This is a genomic window from Acinetobacter sp. CY81 (assembly GCF_059515925.1).
Genome location: NZ_JCAKNC010000001.1, coordinates 173,211 through 189,795, shown reverse-complemented (window position 1 = coordinate 189,795; position 16,585 = coordinate 173,211). Strand labels below are relative to the sequence as shown.

The 16,585-nt window shown below is 38.3% G+C and carries 14 protein-coding genes; 8 read left to right on the top strand and 6 right to left on the bottom strand.

Annotated elements, in window-relative coordinates; genetic code table 11:
* Window positions 1-11: 11 nt before the first annotated feature.
* Genes AC5YDM_RS00915 through AC5YDM_RS00905 form a run of 3 tightly spaced genes read right to left on the bottom strand, consistent with a single transcriptional unit; the run spans window position 12 to window position 2,950 of the window.
* Window positions 12-791 (bottom strand): transglutaminase family protein, encoded by a 780-nt coding sequence (locus AC5YDM_RS00915; protein WP_496150245.1) that lies wholly within the window; start codon window positions 789-791, stop codon window positions 12-14.
* Window positions 788-1,390 carry an alpha-E domain-containing protein gene (locus AC5YDM_RS00910; RefSeq protein ID WP_496150244.1) on the bottom strand — a complete coding sequence of 201 codons (603 nt, stop codon included), beginning with the start codon at window positions 1,388-1,390 and terminating at the stop codon, window positions 788-790. The genes AC5YDM_RS00915 and AC5YDM_RS00910 overlap by 4 nt, the downstream gene beginning before the upstream one ends.
* An 18-nt stretch (window positions 1,391-1,408) precedes the next feature.
* Window positions 1,409-2,950 (bottom strand): circularly permuted type 2 ATP-grasp protein, encoded by a 1,542-nt coding sequence (locus AC5YDM_RS00905; RefSeq protein WP_496150243.1) that lies wholly within the window; start codon window positions 2,948-2,950, stop codon window positions 1,409-1,411.
* 222 nt (window positions 2,951-3,172) lie between these two features.
* Here AC5YDM_RS00905 and AC5YDM_RS00900 point away from each other — a divergent pair, with 222 nt between their 5' ends.
* Complete coding sequence (locus AC5YDM_RS00900) at window positions 3,173-4,171, top strand: helix-turn-helix transcriptional regulator (RefSeq protein WP_496150242.1); 999 nt, start codon at window positions 3,173-3,175, stop codon at window positions 4,169-4,171.
* Between the two features lie 450 nt (window positions 4,172-4,621).
* On the opposite strand, the gene mhpT is transcribed toward AC5YDM_RS00900, so the two are convergent.
* Window positions 4,622-5,830 carry a 3-(3-hydroxy-phenyl)propionate transporter MhpT gene (gene mhpT, locus AC5YDM_RS00895; RefSeq protein ID WP_496150241.1) on the bottom strand — a complete coding sequence of 403 codons (1,209 nt, stop codon included), beginning with the start codon at window positions 5,828-5,830 and terminating at the stop codon, window positions 4,622-4,624.
* 315 nt (window positions 5,831-6,145) lie between these two features.
* A complete protein-coding gene (gene mnmG / locus AC5YDM_RS00890) occupies window positions 6,146-8,026 on the bottom strand; it encodes a tRNA uridine-5-carboxymethylaminomethyl(34) synthesis enzyme MnmG (protein ID WP_496150240.1) in 1,881 nt (626 codons plus the stop codon).
* A 289-nt stretch (window positions 8,027-8,315) separates the two neighbouring features.
* Here mnmG and AC5YDM_RS00885 point away from each other — a divergent pair, with 289 nt between their 5' ends.
* The 7 genes from AC5YDM_RS00885 (at window position 8,316) to purD (ending at window position 15,397) form a co-directional block, all read left to right on the top strand.
* Window positions 8,316-8,663 carry a hypothetical protein gene (locus AC5YDM_RS00885; RefSeq protein ID WP_496150239.1) on the top strand — a complete coding sequence of 116 codons (348 nt, stop codon included), beginning with the start codon at window positions 8,316-8,318 and terminating at the stop codon, window positions 8,661-8,663.
* Between the two features lie 178 nt (window positions 8,664-8,841).
* The gene (locus tag AC5YDM_RS00880) at window positions 8,842-9,732 is read left to right on the top strand and encodes a bile acid:sodium symporter family protein (protein WP_496150238.1); all 891 of its coding nucleotides are present in this window, start codon (window positions 8,842-8,844) and stop codon (window positions 9,730-9,732) included.
* 164 nt (window positions 9,733-9,896) lie between these two features.
* Window positions 9,897-10,802 carry a 50S ribosomal protein L11 methyltransferase gene (prmA, locus tag AC5YDM_RS00875; RefSeq protein ID WP_496150237.1) on the top strand — a complete coding sequence of 302 codons (906 nt, stop codon included), beginning with the start codon at window positions 9,897-9,899 and terminating at the stop codon, window positions 10,800-10,802.
* A gap of 13 nt (window positions 10,803-10,815) precedes the next feature.
* Window positions 10,816-11,673 (top strand): DUF3426 domain-containing protein, encoded by an 858-nt coding sequence (locus AC5YDM_RS00870; RefSeq protein WP_496150236.1) that lies wholly within the window; start codon window positions 10,816-10,818, stop codon window positions 11,671-11,673.
* 371 nt (window positions 11,674-12,044) lie between these two features.
* A complete protein-coding gene (gene fis, locus AC5YDM_RS00865) occupies window positions 12,045-12,314 on the top strand; it encodes a DNA-binding transcriptional regulator Fis (protein ID WP_001086304.1) in 270 nt (89 codons plus the stop codon).
* A gap of 93 nt (window positions 12,315-12,407) precedes the next feature.
* Window positions 12,408-13,982, top strand: a complete 1,575-nt coding sequence (purH, locus tag AC5YDM_RS00860) for a bifunctional phosphoribosylaminoimidazolecarboxamide formyltransferase/IMP cyclohydrolase (RefSeq protein ID WP_496150235.1) — start codon at window positions 12,408-12,410, stop codon at window positions 13,980-13,982.
* Between the two features lie 131 nt (window positions 13,983-14,113).
* Window positions 14,114-15,397, top strand: a complete 1,284-nt coding sequence (gene purD / locus AC5YDM_RS00855) for a phosphoribosylamine--glycine ligase (RefSeq protein ID WP_496150234.1) — start codon at window positions 14,114-14,116, stop codon at window positions 15,395-15,397.
* Between the two features lie 47 nt (window positions 15,398-15,444).
* On the opposite strand, the gene AC5YDM_RS00850 is transcribed toward purD, so the two are convergent.
* The gene (locus AC5YDM_RS00850; RefSeq protein ID WP_496150233.1) at window positions 15,445-16,314 is read right to left on the bottom strand and encodes an FRG domain-containing protein; all 870 of its coding nucleotides are present in this window, start codon (window positions 16,312-16,314) and stop codon (window positions 15,445-15,447) included.
* Between the last annotated feature and the right edge of the window lie 271 nt (window positions 16,315-16,585).

Below are 16,585 nucleotides of genomic sequence, written 5' to 3'. Positions count from 1 at the left end.
CCCTTATTTTTCTAACAAGGTAATACCTGCACGATTGTACTCATGCTTTCGATACCACCCTTTTCTCGTACCCCTCTTATAGGTGCAACATCCCAATAATCACGACCAATTGCAATATAAATATGTGAACTCGGCGTATATTTTTGATTACTGACGTCAAAAGTATGCCATTCACCCTCTATAAATGCCTCTGCCCACGCATGACTGGCAAGATGAATTGACTCAGGAACATATAAATAGCCTGATGCATAGCGGGCAGGTATGCCCAATGCTCGGCACATCCCAATAAAGACATGGCTATGATCTTGACACACGCCTTGCTGATGATGAAATGCCTCTGTCGCGGTGGTCGTCACCTGAGTGCTATAACTGATATAAGGCATATGCTGTAATAGTGCCTCTGATAATCGAACAAGGTTTTGATGACTGACAAAGGGCACATAATTTCGAGCAAAATGAATCATCTGATCATCGCAAATCGTACTTGGCGTAATTTGCAAAAAAATACTGGGTCTTAAATCAATATCTATCGCTTTAGCAGAGTCTTGCTGAATATCTATCGTTCCCTGAGCCATGATCGTCATACTGTGATAACTAAAGCGTTGTGAACTGGTCAGCCAAATATTTTGAAATGCATCTAATTGTTGCTGCACCAAGCCCGGTACACTAATCCCCCAAGATAAAACCTGCTGATGTGCATTATTTTGTGGTGTCATTTTAATGTATTGAATACTGTTTTTAGCTTGCTCGGTATAAACATAATGTGTTTGATGATTGATCATCAATTTCATGCATCCACCTCAAATAGGCACTGTACCTGATCATTTAACTGATAAAAGCTATGCGCGTTACGGTGTTCCAATAAATGTTGCCAAGCTTCATCAAGACTATCCCAACCTTTTGCTTTTAACATTTCAATCACTCCACTCAACGATTGAATCGTGACATGAATATCTTGATTTAAACGCAACTGCCTGTCTAAGTTCTCAAATAATTGCCCCATACTGAAAAAGAGAAAAATATCTTCATTTTCAGCCTCAAGCACATCACTACATTCATCAACCACTGTACAAATCAGTCCTGCATTAAGTTTTGCAGTATCAATCATTTGCTTTAATTCACAATATGCATCAATTGAAAGTACACCACGAAGATCTTGAATATTATGAATAACTAATTGAAACTGCTGATAAAATGAAGCCGGTTGTTCTGGGCTCATCACCAGTTCATTCAAGGAGCTTGCATTAAATGCCGGCAGACAAAATGCATGTGCATAAGCCAAAGCTTGTTCATCTGTTTGAAATGGAAATTGACCACATAAGTTTTGAATACGCGCCAAATAACGGCCAACCCAATAAATATTTTGTGCATTACTATTTAGAATAATCATGTCATTCTCCTGATTTCATTAGGAATGAAGTGTGTCGATGACCCATGTATCTTTAACACCACCACCTTGTGAAGAGTTAACAACTAACGACCCTTCTTGCATCGCTACACGTGTTAAACCACCCGGTACAATTTCAGTTCTATACGGCGAACTTAAAACAAATGGTCGTAGGTCGATATGTCTTTCCGCAATGCCAAAATCGGTCATGGTCGGTGCAACAGAAAGCGCTAAAGTAGGCTGAGCAATATAATGGTGCGGATTGGCCAATAATTTAATTCGAAATGCATCAATCTCTTGCGAAGTTGCCTGAGGTCCAATCAACATGCCATATCCACCAGATCCCTGTGCCTCTTTAACCACCAGTTGATCCAAATTTTGAATAACATAATCCAAAGCATCATGATCACGGCATTGATAAGTTGGAACATTTTTTAAAATTGCTTGCTCACCTAAGTAATAATTAATCATTTGATCTACATAAGGGTAGATCGATTTATCATCAGCAACCCCAGTACCTGGTGCATTTGCAATGACGACATTATGGTGTAGATAAGCAGACATTAAACCAGGTACACCTAAGGTGCTGGTTGGCATAAAGAACAAAGGATCAAGATAAACATCATCTAAGCGTCTATAAATTACATCGACTTGTTGCTTACCCCAAACCGTTTTGACATAAACCTTGCAGTTTTCTACAAAAAGGTCACTTCCTGTTACCAAAGGTACATCCATTTCTCTTGCTAAGAAGCAATGTTCATAAAATGCACTGTTATAGCGCCCCGGCGTAAGAACCACGATAAAAGGATTATCGACATAGGCATTTTCAATCAAAATTTCTTTGAGTAACTGCGGATACTGCTCAATGCCCATTAAATTACTTTTTTGACAAAGTTCAGGCATCATTTTTTCACTGATCTTACGGCTTTCAAGCATGTAAGACACACCAGATGGCGTTCTCAGATTATCCTCAAGGACAAAAAAATCGCCTTGTTTATCACGTACAATATCTATACCACTGATTTGACTATAAATTTTACCTTTTAAAGTGTGATTACACATTAAAGGTTGATATGCCTCATGAGTGAGCACTGGTAGCTCAGGAATGATGTCATCCTTCAAAATATCTTGATTATGATAGATATCATGTAAAAAATGGTTTAAAGCCTGCACCCTTTGTGCACAACCCTGCTCTATTTTTGACCACTGTTGTTTAGCAATCACACGCGGTATTAAATCAAAAGGAATAATTCGATCTGTCCCTTCTTGATCACCATAAACTGTGAATGTAATACCTTGATATAGAAAATGTTCTTTGGCTTTTAAATTAAGTGCTTTTAGCTCTTCAAGGCTTCGTTCACACAACCATGATTCTATTTTTTTTGATGATTCACCTGAAATACTTGCATCATCCAACATTTCATTAAAAAATTCTGATTTTAAATGGTCAAATAAATAAGCTGTACTGTTATGTTCCACTTCGATTTTTACTGATTTTTCAAAAGCAACTTGCGTATTTGTTGTAAAACCACTCGAAGTTGTATCTTTATCTTCTTTAAGCATACAGACCTCATCATTATTCTAAATTGTTATCTCTCTTAAGCAAATTGAGTGCCAAATCAACAAAACATTGGCTTATCTCTATTAATTACTCATCTACAAGGTCAATTCAATGTGTTTATTGATTTAAGTTGTTTCTAAATATAGAAAATTGATGCTTGATAATCTGACGTAGTTTTCTTATTGTGTCTGAGTAAATTCAAAAGTCATTGTTAATATTAGATTATGTCATCACAAGAAAAAGAAACCTCAAATAGCCTGTATCGACAATGGCAAATACTCTCTCGACTTTCCACTGGAAAGTGGATGGGAACACGTGAACTCCAAGAAACCCTTGAACGCGAAGGGATTGAAATTAGCTTACGTACCATTCAGCGGGACTTAAATCAAATTTCTCAACGCTTCCCCATTGAAAGCAATAAAACTGTACCCCAAGGCTGGCGTTGGCGCTCAGATGCACCTATCCAAAGCTTACCCCATATGACCAGCTCTCAAGCCGTCACTTTTATGATGGTTGAAGAACATTTAAAACATTTACTACCACCTAGCTTAATTGAGGAAATGAATCCTTGGTTTGATTTGGCTCGTCGTAGTCTTTCAACTCAAAACAATGTGCGTCAGTGGATTAACCGCGTGCGTATCGTACCTGCCAATCAACCGCTGATTCCTCCCGTTGTTGAAAGGTATGCACAACAAGCCATTTATGAAGGTTTACTACAAGATAAGCAAATTGAATGTGTCTACCGCGCTCGTGGTCCACTGGGTGAAGATCGAAGTTATATTCTTAATCCACTGGCTCTAGTCCAAAAAGGTTCGATTATTTATTTAATTTGTACCCGTCATGACAAAACTGAAGTTCAAACCTTTGCATTACATCGCTTCAAATCTGCTTCTGTGCTCGATACACGCGCTCTTCACCCTGTGAATTTTGATATTGATGCTTATATTGACTCAGGTGCTTTAGGCTTCCGTGTTGATTTTGATAAGCCAACTGAGCATGTTGAACTTGAACTGATTATGAATGAAGCCGATGCATTGTATTTTTCTGAGAGCCAACTGAGTAAAGAACAAACCATTACTCAAATTTCAGATGATTTGTATAAGGTCAGTGCAAGTGTTCCCTTCACATCGCAATTGGTGTGGTGGCTAAGAAGCTTTGGTAAGAAAATTATTCGTATTGAACCACTGAATGTGTTTAATGCGGTTCATGAAATTGAGTCTTAAGATCTCGCTTTAAACTCTATCTCTCGTAAAACACATAAATAAAAAAGAGCCGAATCTGGCTCTATCTAAAATTTCAGTATTATTTTATCAATTTAAAATCTATTTATATGGATTGGATCTACAACAGTGTTTAACCCCGACATCTGCTGTAGATGATTGATTTCTTGCTTAGCGGATAAATGAATACTTAGCATTGCATCATACAGCATGCAAGTTCATAGCCATTATAGCGAATCGCTTTTTTAGTCATGATACTTACCTCTCATTGTTGGTGTAGATTTAATTTAATACCCATCAACAATTTTGTAAAATACCCTTTTTTGCAACTTAAATCTAAATCTTTCATTAGGAACATTAGAGCTTAAGTTATGCTTTTTTTTAAAAAGTCATCCTTTCTGCTTACTCAACGAGATGGTTATAAGCTGAATGCTCATGTCCTTATTCAATTTCTCATATTTTGTTTTTATATTTTGACAATGCTGTAAGTGCAATTGCTGAAACGATGACTCCAGGTAAACTTGCCATCAAAATACCTATTGTTCCTAAACCTAATGCCAAAATTTTTCCTGTTAATAGTGGCCCCGTCATTGCCCCTAAGCGACCTAGAGAGATTGCGCTACCAACGCCTGTTACCTTACCAGCACCCGAATAAAATATCGGTGAAATACCATAAAGAATTGATTGACCACCAGTCGAGAATATACCGCCCATCACACCTGCTAAAATTAACAACGGAATCCAAGTGGTTGTAAATAACATGAGCAATGCAACAAATAAACCCGCATAGATGATAGTCGCCATTTGCCACAACTTCAAACGATCAAGCAAATAACCCAGACCCAAAGTTCCAATAACCGCACCTACTTGGAACACCAACATCACCAAAAATGCTTGTTGTTTTAGTAAACCTTGCTGCATTAACAAGTTAGGCAACCAACTAATCAAAATGTAGTTGATCATCAGCGTAAAGAAGAAAGCAGACCAAAGTGGCAGTGTATTTTTATATTGTTTCTTCTTAAACAATACCTCAACCATACCCGGTACAGCTTCAGTTGTTGCCTGAACACAATCAACAGCAACCACTTTCGGTTTATCTTTAAAAATAAATGCCATCAACGGAATAAGCGCTAAAGGTGTTAAGCCGCCGATTAAGAAGAGGGTTTGCCATTTAACTTCAGGAAGCACAATAGCCAAACCTGCTACAAAGATCGCACCTACTGGTAAACCACAATACATCAAGCTGTTAAGCTTACCGCGATTCTCTTCATTTGCTTCATCACCTACAACAGAAATCATTGTCGGCATTGCAGCACCTAGACCAAGACCCGTCAGAAAGCGTGCCACGTACAACATTTCAAGTGTTGTTACAACTGCTGTCAATGACATGAATACACCAAAAATACCAACAGATAGCATAAGGATTTTCTTTTGCCCTAAATAGTCTGCAGTACGACCACCAAAAAATGCACCAAACAACATTCCAAAAACAGCCAGACTAAATACATAGCCCATTTGAACTTGATCTAAGCCAAAACTCGTAGCAATTCCTGTTGCAGCAATTCCGGGCGCCTGAAGATCATAACCTTCAAAAAATGCGACCCAAAAGCACAGAAATATCGTTAATACTTTTTTAGTTTTACTGTTATGTGACTCCGCCATGAGTAATCTCCATCAATAGTTTAGGAATCGCTTGATACTCTTGCGATCTACTGAATTATTCTCAACTGAAACCATTTAAAGAAATAGCACTACAATGGTCGGGATTCTCTACCACTTGTTCTTTATAATGAATACAAATTAGATCTAAAATATTCCTTATTAAGATTTATTAACTATTAACTATTTACCTTTATTTTAATTATCAAGAACTTAAAAAAATCATAGTTAAAATATATACAACCATCATATATATCTATCAATAGAAGCCAACCCATAAAAAACCCGCACTTAGCGGGTTTTTATTACTTCAAAATCTTATGCAGACTTTTTAGTTTGTGCATTTTTACGAATCGTAATCATCACCAATTGAACTGCAGCAGGTGTCACACCCGGAATACGACCTGCTTGAGCAAGTGTTTCAGGGCGAACATCTTTAAGCTTCAAGGTTATTTCACGTGATAATCCAGAAACGATATCGTAATCAAAATCAGCTGGAATCTTGGTATCTTCCAAACGCTTCATTTGAGCAACATCTTCATGCTGACGGTTAATATAACCTGCATATTTCACCGCAATCTCAATTTGTTCACCCACGAACGGCGTTACTTCAGAATCTGTTAATTCGGCAATTTGAGCAAAGCTGATATTTGGACGTTTCAATAGATCAATTGCAGAACATTCTTTAGAAAGATCTGCGCCTGTCATTTCTACAAACTTTTTACCCATTGGGTTGTTAGGCGCAGCCCATAAATGTTGTAAACGACCTGTTTCGCGCTCTACTGCTTCCATTTTTTCACAATAAGAAGCCCAACGCTCATCATCGACTAAGCCTAGCTCACGCCCCATCGCAGTTAAGCGTTGATCTGCGTTGTCTTCACGTAACATCAAACGGTATTCAGCACGCGATGTGAACATACGGTACGGTTCTTTGGTACCTAAAGTGATTAAGTCATCAACCAATACACCCATGTACGCTTCATCACGTTTAGGTGTCCATTGTTCTTGATCCCATGCACGGCGCGCAGCATTCAAGCCTGCAAGTAAACCTTGCGCACCCGCTTCTTCATAACCTGTTGTACCGTTAATTTGACCTGCAAAGTACAAGTTATTAATCGCTTTAGTTTCTAAAGAGAATTTTAATGCTTGTGGATTGAAGTAGTCATACTCAATCGCATAACCTGGACGAAGAATGTGCGCATTCTCCATACCCTTCATTGAACGAACTAGTTCAAACTGAACATCAAATGGAAGCGAAGTCGAGATACCATTTGGGTATAACTCATGAGTATCTAAACCTTCAGGCTCTAGGAATACTTGATGTGAGTCTTTATCTGCGAAACGGTGAATTTTGTCTTCAATCGATGGGCAGTAACGTGGTCCCACACCTTCAATCACACCAGTGTACATTGGTGAACGGTCTAAACCGCCACGAATGATGTCATGTGTTTTTTCATTAGTATGTGTGATATAGCAGTTCACTTGCTCAGGATGCATTGATGCATCACCCATGAAAGACATCACAGGAGATGGGAAATCACCTGGTTGAGCAGTCATTACAGAGAAATCTACTGAACGTGCATCAATACGTGGTGGCGTACCCGTTTTTAAACGCCCCACAGGAAGATTTAATTCACGTAAACGATGTGCCAATGAAATTGAAGGTGGATCACCTGCACGACCACCGCTTGATTTCTCAAGACCGACGTGAATCACACCACCTAAGAACGTACCTGCTGTCAGTACAACTGTTTTCGCATCAAAGCGGATACCCATTTGGGTAACAACACCCTTAACGGTATCGCCTTCAACGATTAAGTCATCAGCCGCTTGTTGGAAAATATCTAGATTTGCTTGGTTTTCTAAAGTCTCACGAATCGCAGCTTTAAAACGTACACGGTCAGCTTGTGCACGTGTAGCACGAACCGCAGCACCTTTGCGTGAGTTTAGAATACGGAATTGAATACCGCCTTTATCGGCAGCAAGTGCCATTGCCCCGCCTAGAGCATCAATTTCACGGACTAAATGTGATTTACCAATACCACCAATCGCTGGGTTACAGCTCATCTGCCCTAGAGTCTCAATGTTATGAGTAAGGAGCAATGTCTGTCGTCCCATACGTGCTGCAGCCAAAGCCGCTTCCGTACCTGCGTGACCGCCACCGATAACAATGACATCGTAAACTTTAGGATAATGCATAGTGGTATTTAGGAGATAAAAAATAATGACTGCAAATTATAGCAAATTTTCATTCACTAGAGACAAATTCTCTTTCATTAATTCGAAACAGGCTATTGCTGTTTGTTTGGCTGTTTATTTGAATCTTTTCAGATTGTTTAAGCTAATTTCATCTCGATATGAGGAGTGAGCCTTGAATATTAGATACATTTTAAAATGAGTTGTTTACATCATGTGCATGTAATCCTATTGGTTATTTTTATAGCATATTGAGTGTTAACTCAGTAAAAGGAGTAAAAGGATAGACGCGATGAATCTCAAAAAAATATTCATGCCTTTATGTATAGGCATGGCGATGACGACCACTGGCTTTGCCAACGATAAAGTAGAGAGCACCTATAACGCCAAACAATATCAAAATGTCTGTAAAGGAAAATCAGAAGGTGCAGACGTGAGTTTTCCTTTCAAAGGCATTATTTGGAATGGCACTTGCCAAACTCAATTCTTTCCAAGCAATGCCTCTGGTATTAAAGGCACTGAAGAGCAATTGAATTCAAGCTGTAAAACTGACCCTGAAGTAAAATCAGTCAATATTGAAGGTAAAGAATATAAAGGCAAATGCGCTCTAGGTTATGCTCCACCCATGCCAAAAGCATAGCGCCCATTTATGTTTTAAACCCACATCAAAATCCAAAAAATCAAAAGCAATCATTTCTTAGATTTGATTGCTTTTTTTTGATTTTAAAGCTAAAACTTAGGCTAAATAATATTCACGATTTAGCTCAATCTTAAATCGAATTTCTAAATTAAAACAATAATCTATTCGGGACGATTCTATGGATAATGGATTAATCACAATATTTTTGCCACTTTCACTTGCTATTGTCATGGCAGGATTAGGCTTAGAGCTGACTTTAAAAGATTTCGCTCGGGTGTCCAAACACCCTAAAGCTGTATTAATCGCTCTATTTTCACAATTGGTAATTTTGGTTGCTATCGCCTTTTTGATTTGCAAGGTACTAAATCTACCACCACTCTTGGCAGTCGGTCTGATTCTATTAGCAGCATCGCCGGGTGGTGCAACTGCCAATCTGTTTAGTTATTTATTCCGTGGTGATGTGGCTTTAAATATTACCTTAACTGCGATTAATGCCATTATCGCAGCAGTCACTCTACCGCTGATTGTCAACTTTGCGATTCATCACTTTATTCAAGACTCCATGCAGATTGGCTTACAGTTCAGTAAAATCTTACAAGTTTTTGCGATTATTTTAATTCCCGTCAGTATCGGTATGTTAATACGTCGATATGCACCCAATGTTGGAGATAAGCTTGAAAAGCCCGTTCGTATTTTTGCGGTGGTTTTTTTGGTTCTGATCGTCATCGGTGCGATCTATTCAGAACGTGAAAATATGATCAATTATATCGGTCAAGTTGGTCTTGCAACTGCTCTGTTTTGTTTTGCCAGCTTATGTGTCGGCTATTTTTTACCGCGCTTTTTTGGTATTCCGAGTTTCCAAGCAAGAGCTTGTGCATTCGAGATTGGCATTCATAACAGTACCCTGTCGATGACCATTGCTCTTACGATTTTACACAGCACAGCTATCGCTATGCCTGCAGCGATCTATTCAATCTTTATGTACGTCTTTGCCATGATTTTTGGTCTATTGCTCAATCGTTTTGCACCGATCACCCAAAAACAAGCTCAGATGAACGCAGAAACATAAAGGTAAAAAGTAGCTCATCAATACATCATTCACAATAAACACTTTAAAGGGTATTCAAATGAATACCCTTTATCTATTTCACGCAACATTCAAGCTAAATCCCGACAAGCTTCTGTCGAATAAGCTACAATACCTCATCAAATATATTTTTAGGTTTTTATACTGTGAAGTGGTTACAAATTCATATTACTGTTGAAAAGTCACAAGTTGAATTCACCGAGACGCTTCTAGAATCACTTGGTGCTGTGAGCGTGACTTTAGATGATGCTGAAAATCAAGATTTACTTGAACCACTTCCAGGTGAAACACCGCTTTGGAATAAAGTCATTGTAACTGGCATCTATGCTCAAGAAGACGATGAACAAATTGATGTTGCAGCGCTTGAGACTTTTATCCGTACTCAACTTCCAACTGAACCAATGCGTAGCGAATTCATGGAAGACCAAGAATGGGAACGCACTTGGATGGATGCCTACGAGCCAATTCAAATTGGTGAAAAATATTGGATCGTTCCTGAATGGATGGAAGCTCCTGAAGCGGATGCGGTCAATATTAAACTTGATCCGGGTTTAGCTTTTGGTACAGGTAACCATGCTTCAACATTCCTTTGCTTACAATGGTTGGGCAAAACTGATGTGAAAGATAAAATCGTGATTGATTATGGTTGTGGTTCAGGCATTTTAGGGGTTGCAGCATTGTTACTCGGTGCTAAAAAAGTCTATGCAACTGATATTGACCCTCAAGCTGTTTTAGCTACACAACAAAATGCTGATCTCAATGGCGTGCTTGATAAACTATATGTCGGCTTACCAGAAGAGTTCAATAAAGAGCTTGCCGATCAAAAAGCAGATGTATTTGTAGCTAACATTTTGGCAGGTCCACTGATGGCACTTGCGGCTGACTTCTCAACATTGATTAAATCTGAGGGTGCGTTCGCACTTGCAGGTGTAATTGAAGAGCAAGTTGATGATGTTTCTCGTGTTTATTCTGAATTTTTTGATATATTAGACGTGGAAAAACGTGACGGCCATTGGTGTCGTATTTCTGGAAAACGCCATCAATTCAATTAACTAATTTTATACTATGACTCAAAAACAAACCCGCTGCCCAAATTGCCAAACCGTTTACAAGGTCTCTGTGACTCAGTTAACGATTTCGCAGGGTATGGTTTGTTGCCCAAAATGTTCTGCTGAGTTTAATGCACTGGTTCATTTGGTTAAAATAGAGAAAGATGAATCTGATCTAATGCTGAGTTCTCAGCATTCTCCTTATTCTCAAACTTTAGACTTTGAAGAATATGCATCGGAAACCAATGTCCTCGATATTTTTGAACGAAAGATTGAAGGCTCAAATATTAATCTCAGAACTTACCTGAATAATTTAAATACCTTTAATAAAGACCCGATTACCAACTTCCCTTCGCTGAACCTGTCTTCACAACACAATATTGCATCTCCAAACCCTCAGACACATAGCAAGCTCTATTATCTTATTTGGGCAGCTGCCAATTCGATTTTGGCACTTTTACTGATCTTTCAGATTCTATGGTTTAACCCCAATTTTTTAGATCGACACCCATTTATTAATGCTGCCTTTATTGCAACCTGTCATGCTTTTAACTGTGAAACTATTGATGAACGCTATATGCAAATCAAAGTTGCACAAGTAAATGTAATAGACGCAAAAAATGAATCGACAGTGTTTAAAGGTCAATTGATCAATCAATATGAAAAAGGCTTAGAACTCCCCCTCATTAAAATTGCTTTAATGAAAGACGATAAAGTTATCCTGAATCAAATTATCCCACCATCAGAATATTTAATTGACAGCTTAAATGGAATCACTCGAATTCCAACAAAAAGCCCATATCGTTTCGAATTTAACGTAAATAAACCTAAAATTTCATTTGATCGTTATAAATTAGAAGTGATACGTCCATAAAAGTGAAAAAAAAGATAAAAAAGTGAAAAAAAATGTAGTTTTCTTGCTCACTTTTTCTAAGACAATGGTATGATACGCGCCACGAAAGCTATGCCATAGCAACTTCTCGCAATTTTTCAAAAAAATACATCTCACTGTTGTGCTTAATTTAAATATTTTGCGCATGGAGTTTTTTCTTTTTTTGAATATTAGCCGGTAACAAATATTAAAGTATTGTTACGGTTAAATTTCGCGCAATTGTTATTTATATGGCAAGCTAAAGTTCTTGTTTTAGAGTCATCCGTTTTAGGACCTAAAACGGGGCTCGTTTTTTATTTTGACCACATTTTATCACTTTACCCAAGTGATTATTGATTTTCGGATTATCTCGCATGAATAGCAAATCTCCTATTTTTACTGCACAATCTGATGTCGCTCTTCGTATTCACGTAGATCGCGCAGTTCGCCATTATTTTGCACAATTGCAAGGTGAGCAGCCATCTCAGGTTTACGACATGGTGCTAGCAGAAATGGAGAAACCTCTTTTATCTGTAGTATTAGAATATACACGTGGTAATCAGACACGTGCTGCAGAGATCCTCGGATTAAACCGTGGTACTTTACGTAAAAAGTTGAAAGCTCACGGTTTAATGAGTGAATAAATGATAAAATGCTTGCGATTTCGCAGGCATTTTTTTTAACTTGCATTTCGCAAATTTGTTTTAATCTGTTTCTATAAGACTGTGACGAAGATCATGACTATTAAGCGCGCTTTAATCTCTGTTTCCGACAAAACCGGTATTGTTGAATTTGCACAAGAACTTGCTGCTCTAGGGGTAGAAATTTTATCAACTGGCGGGACATATAAATTGTTGAAAGACAATAGTGTCGCTGTTGTAGAAGTTTCAGAGCATACAGGTTTCCCAGAGATGATGGACGGTCGTGTTAAAACACTACATCCGAAAATTCATGGTGGTATCTTAGCTCGTCGTGGTTTAGACGAAGCTGTAATGGCTGAACACAACATCGATGCAATCGACTTGGTTGTTGTTAACCTTTATCCATTTGCTGCAACTGTTGCTAAACCAAACTGCTCACTTGCAGATGCGATTGAAAATATCGACATTGGTGGTCCAACAATGGTTCGTGCAGCGGCTAAAAACCATGCGTCAGTAGGTATTGTGGTCAATGCTACTGATTATGCAACGGTTGTATCTGAACTTAAAGTGGATGGTGCTTTATCTCTTGCAACACGTTTTGACCTCGCAGTAAAAGCGTTTGAACATACAGCTCAATATGACGGTATGATCGCTTCTTACTTAGGCGCTCGTGTAGGCAAAGAAGAAGGTCAAGCTGACAAGTTTGCGCGTACTTTCAATACTCAATTGAATAAAGCACAAGATTTACGTTACGGTGAAAACCCGCATCAGTCTGCTGCTTTCTACGTTGAAGACACTGCAACTGAAGCATCTGTTTCAACTGCTAAACAGTTACAAGGTAAAGAACTTTCGTATAACAACATCGCAGATACTGATGCAGCACTTGAATGTGTGAAATCATTTGCTAAGCCTGCATGTGTCATTGTAAAACACGCAAACCCATGTGGCGTTGCTGTATCTCTAGATGGCATCCAAGCGGCTTATGACCTTGCTTATGCAACTGACCCTGAATCTGCATTCGGTGGCATCATTGCATTCAACCGTGAATTAGACGTTGCAACTGCACAAGCGATTGTTGACCGTCAATTCGTTGAAGTGATCATTGCACCTAGCGTTGCTGAAGGCGTTCTTGAAGTAACTGGCGCGAAGAAAAACGTACGTGTACTTATCTGTGGTGAACTTCCTGCGATTGATGCACGTCAATCTCAACTTGACTATAAACGCGTAAATGGCGGTTTATTGGTTCAAGATCAAGACTTAGGCATGATTACTAAAGATGATCTTAAAGTTGTGACTAAACGCGCACCGACTGAACAAGAAATTGATGACATGATCTTCGCTTGGAAAGTTGCGAAATACGTGAAATCAAATGCGATTGTTTATGCTAAAAACCGTCAAACGATTGGTGTAGGCGCAGGTCAAATGAGCCGCGTAAACTCTGCTCGTATTGCTGCGATTAAAGCTGAACATGCAGGTTTAGTGGTTGAAGGTGCAGTTATGGCATCTGATGCATTCTTCCCATTCCGTGATGGTATTGATAATGCTGCAAAAGCAGGTATCAAATGCATCATCCAACCGGGTGGTTCTATGCGTGATGAAGAAACAATTGCAGCAGCTGACGAAGCTGGCATTGCAATGGTCTTCACTGGCATGCGTCATTTCCGTCACTAAGTTGGCAAACTGATTATGTCGTATAAGCACTTATTCATGCTTAATACATTTGATTTATAATCGAGATAAAGTCCTCTCCTGCTTACAGGCTGAGGACTTTATGTCATTTTCGATTCATGGAGTATGAACCGATGAATATTTTAGTTTTGGGTAATGGCGGCCGTGAACATGCATTGGCATGGAAAATCGCACAAGACGATCAAGTTGCTCAAGTTTTTGTAGCCCCAGGTAATGCGGGTTCTGCAACTGAAAATAAATGTAAAAATGTATCGCTAGACATTCTCGATAATGCTGCAATCATCGAATTTGCTAAAAACAATGCAGTCGATATGATTGTTGTAGGCCCTGAAGCTCCACTGGTGAATGGTGTAGTTGATGCTTGTCGCGCAGCAGGTGTTCAAGCTTGGGGACCTACCAAGTTCGCTGCACAACTAGAAGGATCAAAAGCATTTGCCAAGCACTTCTTAAAACGCCATAACATCCCAACTGCTTTCTATGATGTGTTCACAGAAGTAGATGCAGCGAAAGCATTTGTTGAAAAAAATGGCGCACCAATCGTAATCAAGGCTGACGGTCTTGCTGCGGGTAAAGGCGTGATCGTGGCAATGACCAATCAAGAAGCATTTGATGCCATTGATGACATGCTTGCAGGCAACAAATTTGGTGATGCAGGTTCACGTGTTGTAATCGAAGAATTCCTTGCAGGTGAAGAAGCCTCTTTCATTTGTATGATTGATGGCGACAACATTTTACCGATGGCAACTTCACAAGATCACAAACGTATTTTTGAAGGTGACCAAGGTCCAAACACTGGTGGTATGGGCGCTTACTCTCCTGCTCCTGTTGTAACTTCAGAAGTGTTTGAAAAAGCCATGAATGAAGTCATGCGTCCAACAGTTGAAGGCATGAAAAATGATGGTCATGTTTACACTGGCTTCTTATACGCAGGCTTAATGATTGATGAGCAAGGTCAACCTAAAGTGATCGAATTCAACTGTCGTTTTGGTGACCCTGAAACTCAACCAATTATGATGCGTTTGAAATCATCTTTAGTTGATTTGGTTCAAGCAGGCTTAGATGGCAATCTACCTGCTGAAGCTGAGTGGGATGATCGTAAAACTGTTGGTATCGTACTTGCATCACGTGGCTACCCTGAAACCTCTAGCAATGGTGATGTGATTTCAGGTTTAGACACTGAAATGACAGATGCGAAAGTATTCCATGCAGGGACTAAAGCACTTGATAATGGTGATATAGTAACTGCGGGTGGTCGCGTGTTATGTGTGACTGCACTTGGTAATACCATTGGTGAAGCGCAAGCGAAAGCATTAGAGCTTTGTCAAAAAGTGACTTTCGATGGTGTTCAATATCGTAAAGATATTGGTTACCGCGCAATTGCTCGTGAAAATGCTTAATCTAAATTTAGATTAATAAAAACCCCGCTAAGTGCGGGGTTTTTTATTTAATCACTATATTTTCTTCTAATATATTTTGCCACACTGTCAATTTCAGGAAAAATAGTAGCCTCTGTAATACCTAAAAGCTCAAGGTTATATATCAATCTTTGCTTACTATTAGCTGGTATAATAATTTTATTCTTTTTACTTAAAATATATTTTTGATCAATCTCAGCAGGCTTATTTTTGCAACCATCGATACCAAATAGAAAAAACGCTCCATCTTGCTTTATCACTCTTGGATTATCCATTTTAGGTTTCACACATAAAACTTTTGATAAAACCTCTGGATCCATACGAGGAACAAAATGTGGCTTTTCACTTTGAATCTCATAAGTTAACTTTTTAAGCTGATATGAACTATTAAATTTTCGTATCATTTCATCATATTCATCACAAGACGGAAGTACTTCTTTATCTAAATCAGTTTGTAAACAAAAATTAGAATCAACACGACTTAAATTAGATAAAATACTTACCGCATCACTGTCATAGTATTTGATATCTGATTTAGGTATTTCAAATATAATAATCTCACCATCATCTTTGGGCTTAGATTGGCATGCGAAATATAATGCAACTAATGGATTTATTGTAATATCTAACAATCGAGTAGGAAGAGAGTAATGCTGCATCTTTACTAGAAGTTCAAAAGTTGTTTTACAATACTCAAAATCCTGAGGACATTTAAGTAAAAGCTCTTTGAATAAAATATGTTCATGTTTGATTATGTTTTCACGATATATATTAGGAATCAACTTATAACTTTTATCTGAATGCCCTCTAAAAAAATAAACATTATTATCTCGATCATATGTGTACTCATTTAATTTTTCTAAGAATCCAGATACGCCTATGGAAACATTCTTACTCACTCAAAGCCCCTACTAAATAGTTAAAATTTTAAATGTAATTGCTTATTAAAATAAATTATCTAGTCAAATATTCAAACATATAATTTATCAATACTCTTAATTTTTATGAAACCTAAAGTGATGATTTACCTCCAACGCCCTCCACCAATAGTAAAAACTCCTACACTGCCCCATTTATTCAAATGTAGAATCAAATACCCTAAATATTGAAATGCAACTCTTTATATACAATTATGATTTAGATCTTAGAAAATCTTATAAAGCATTGATC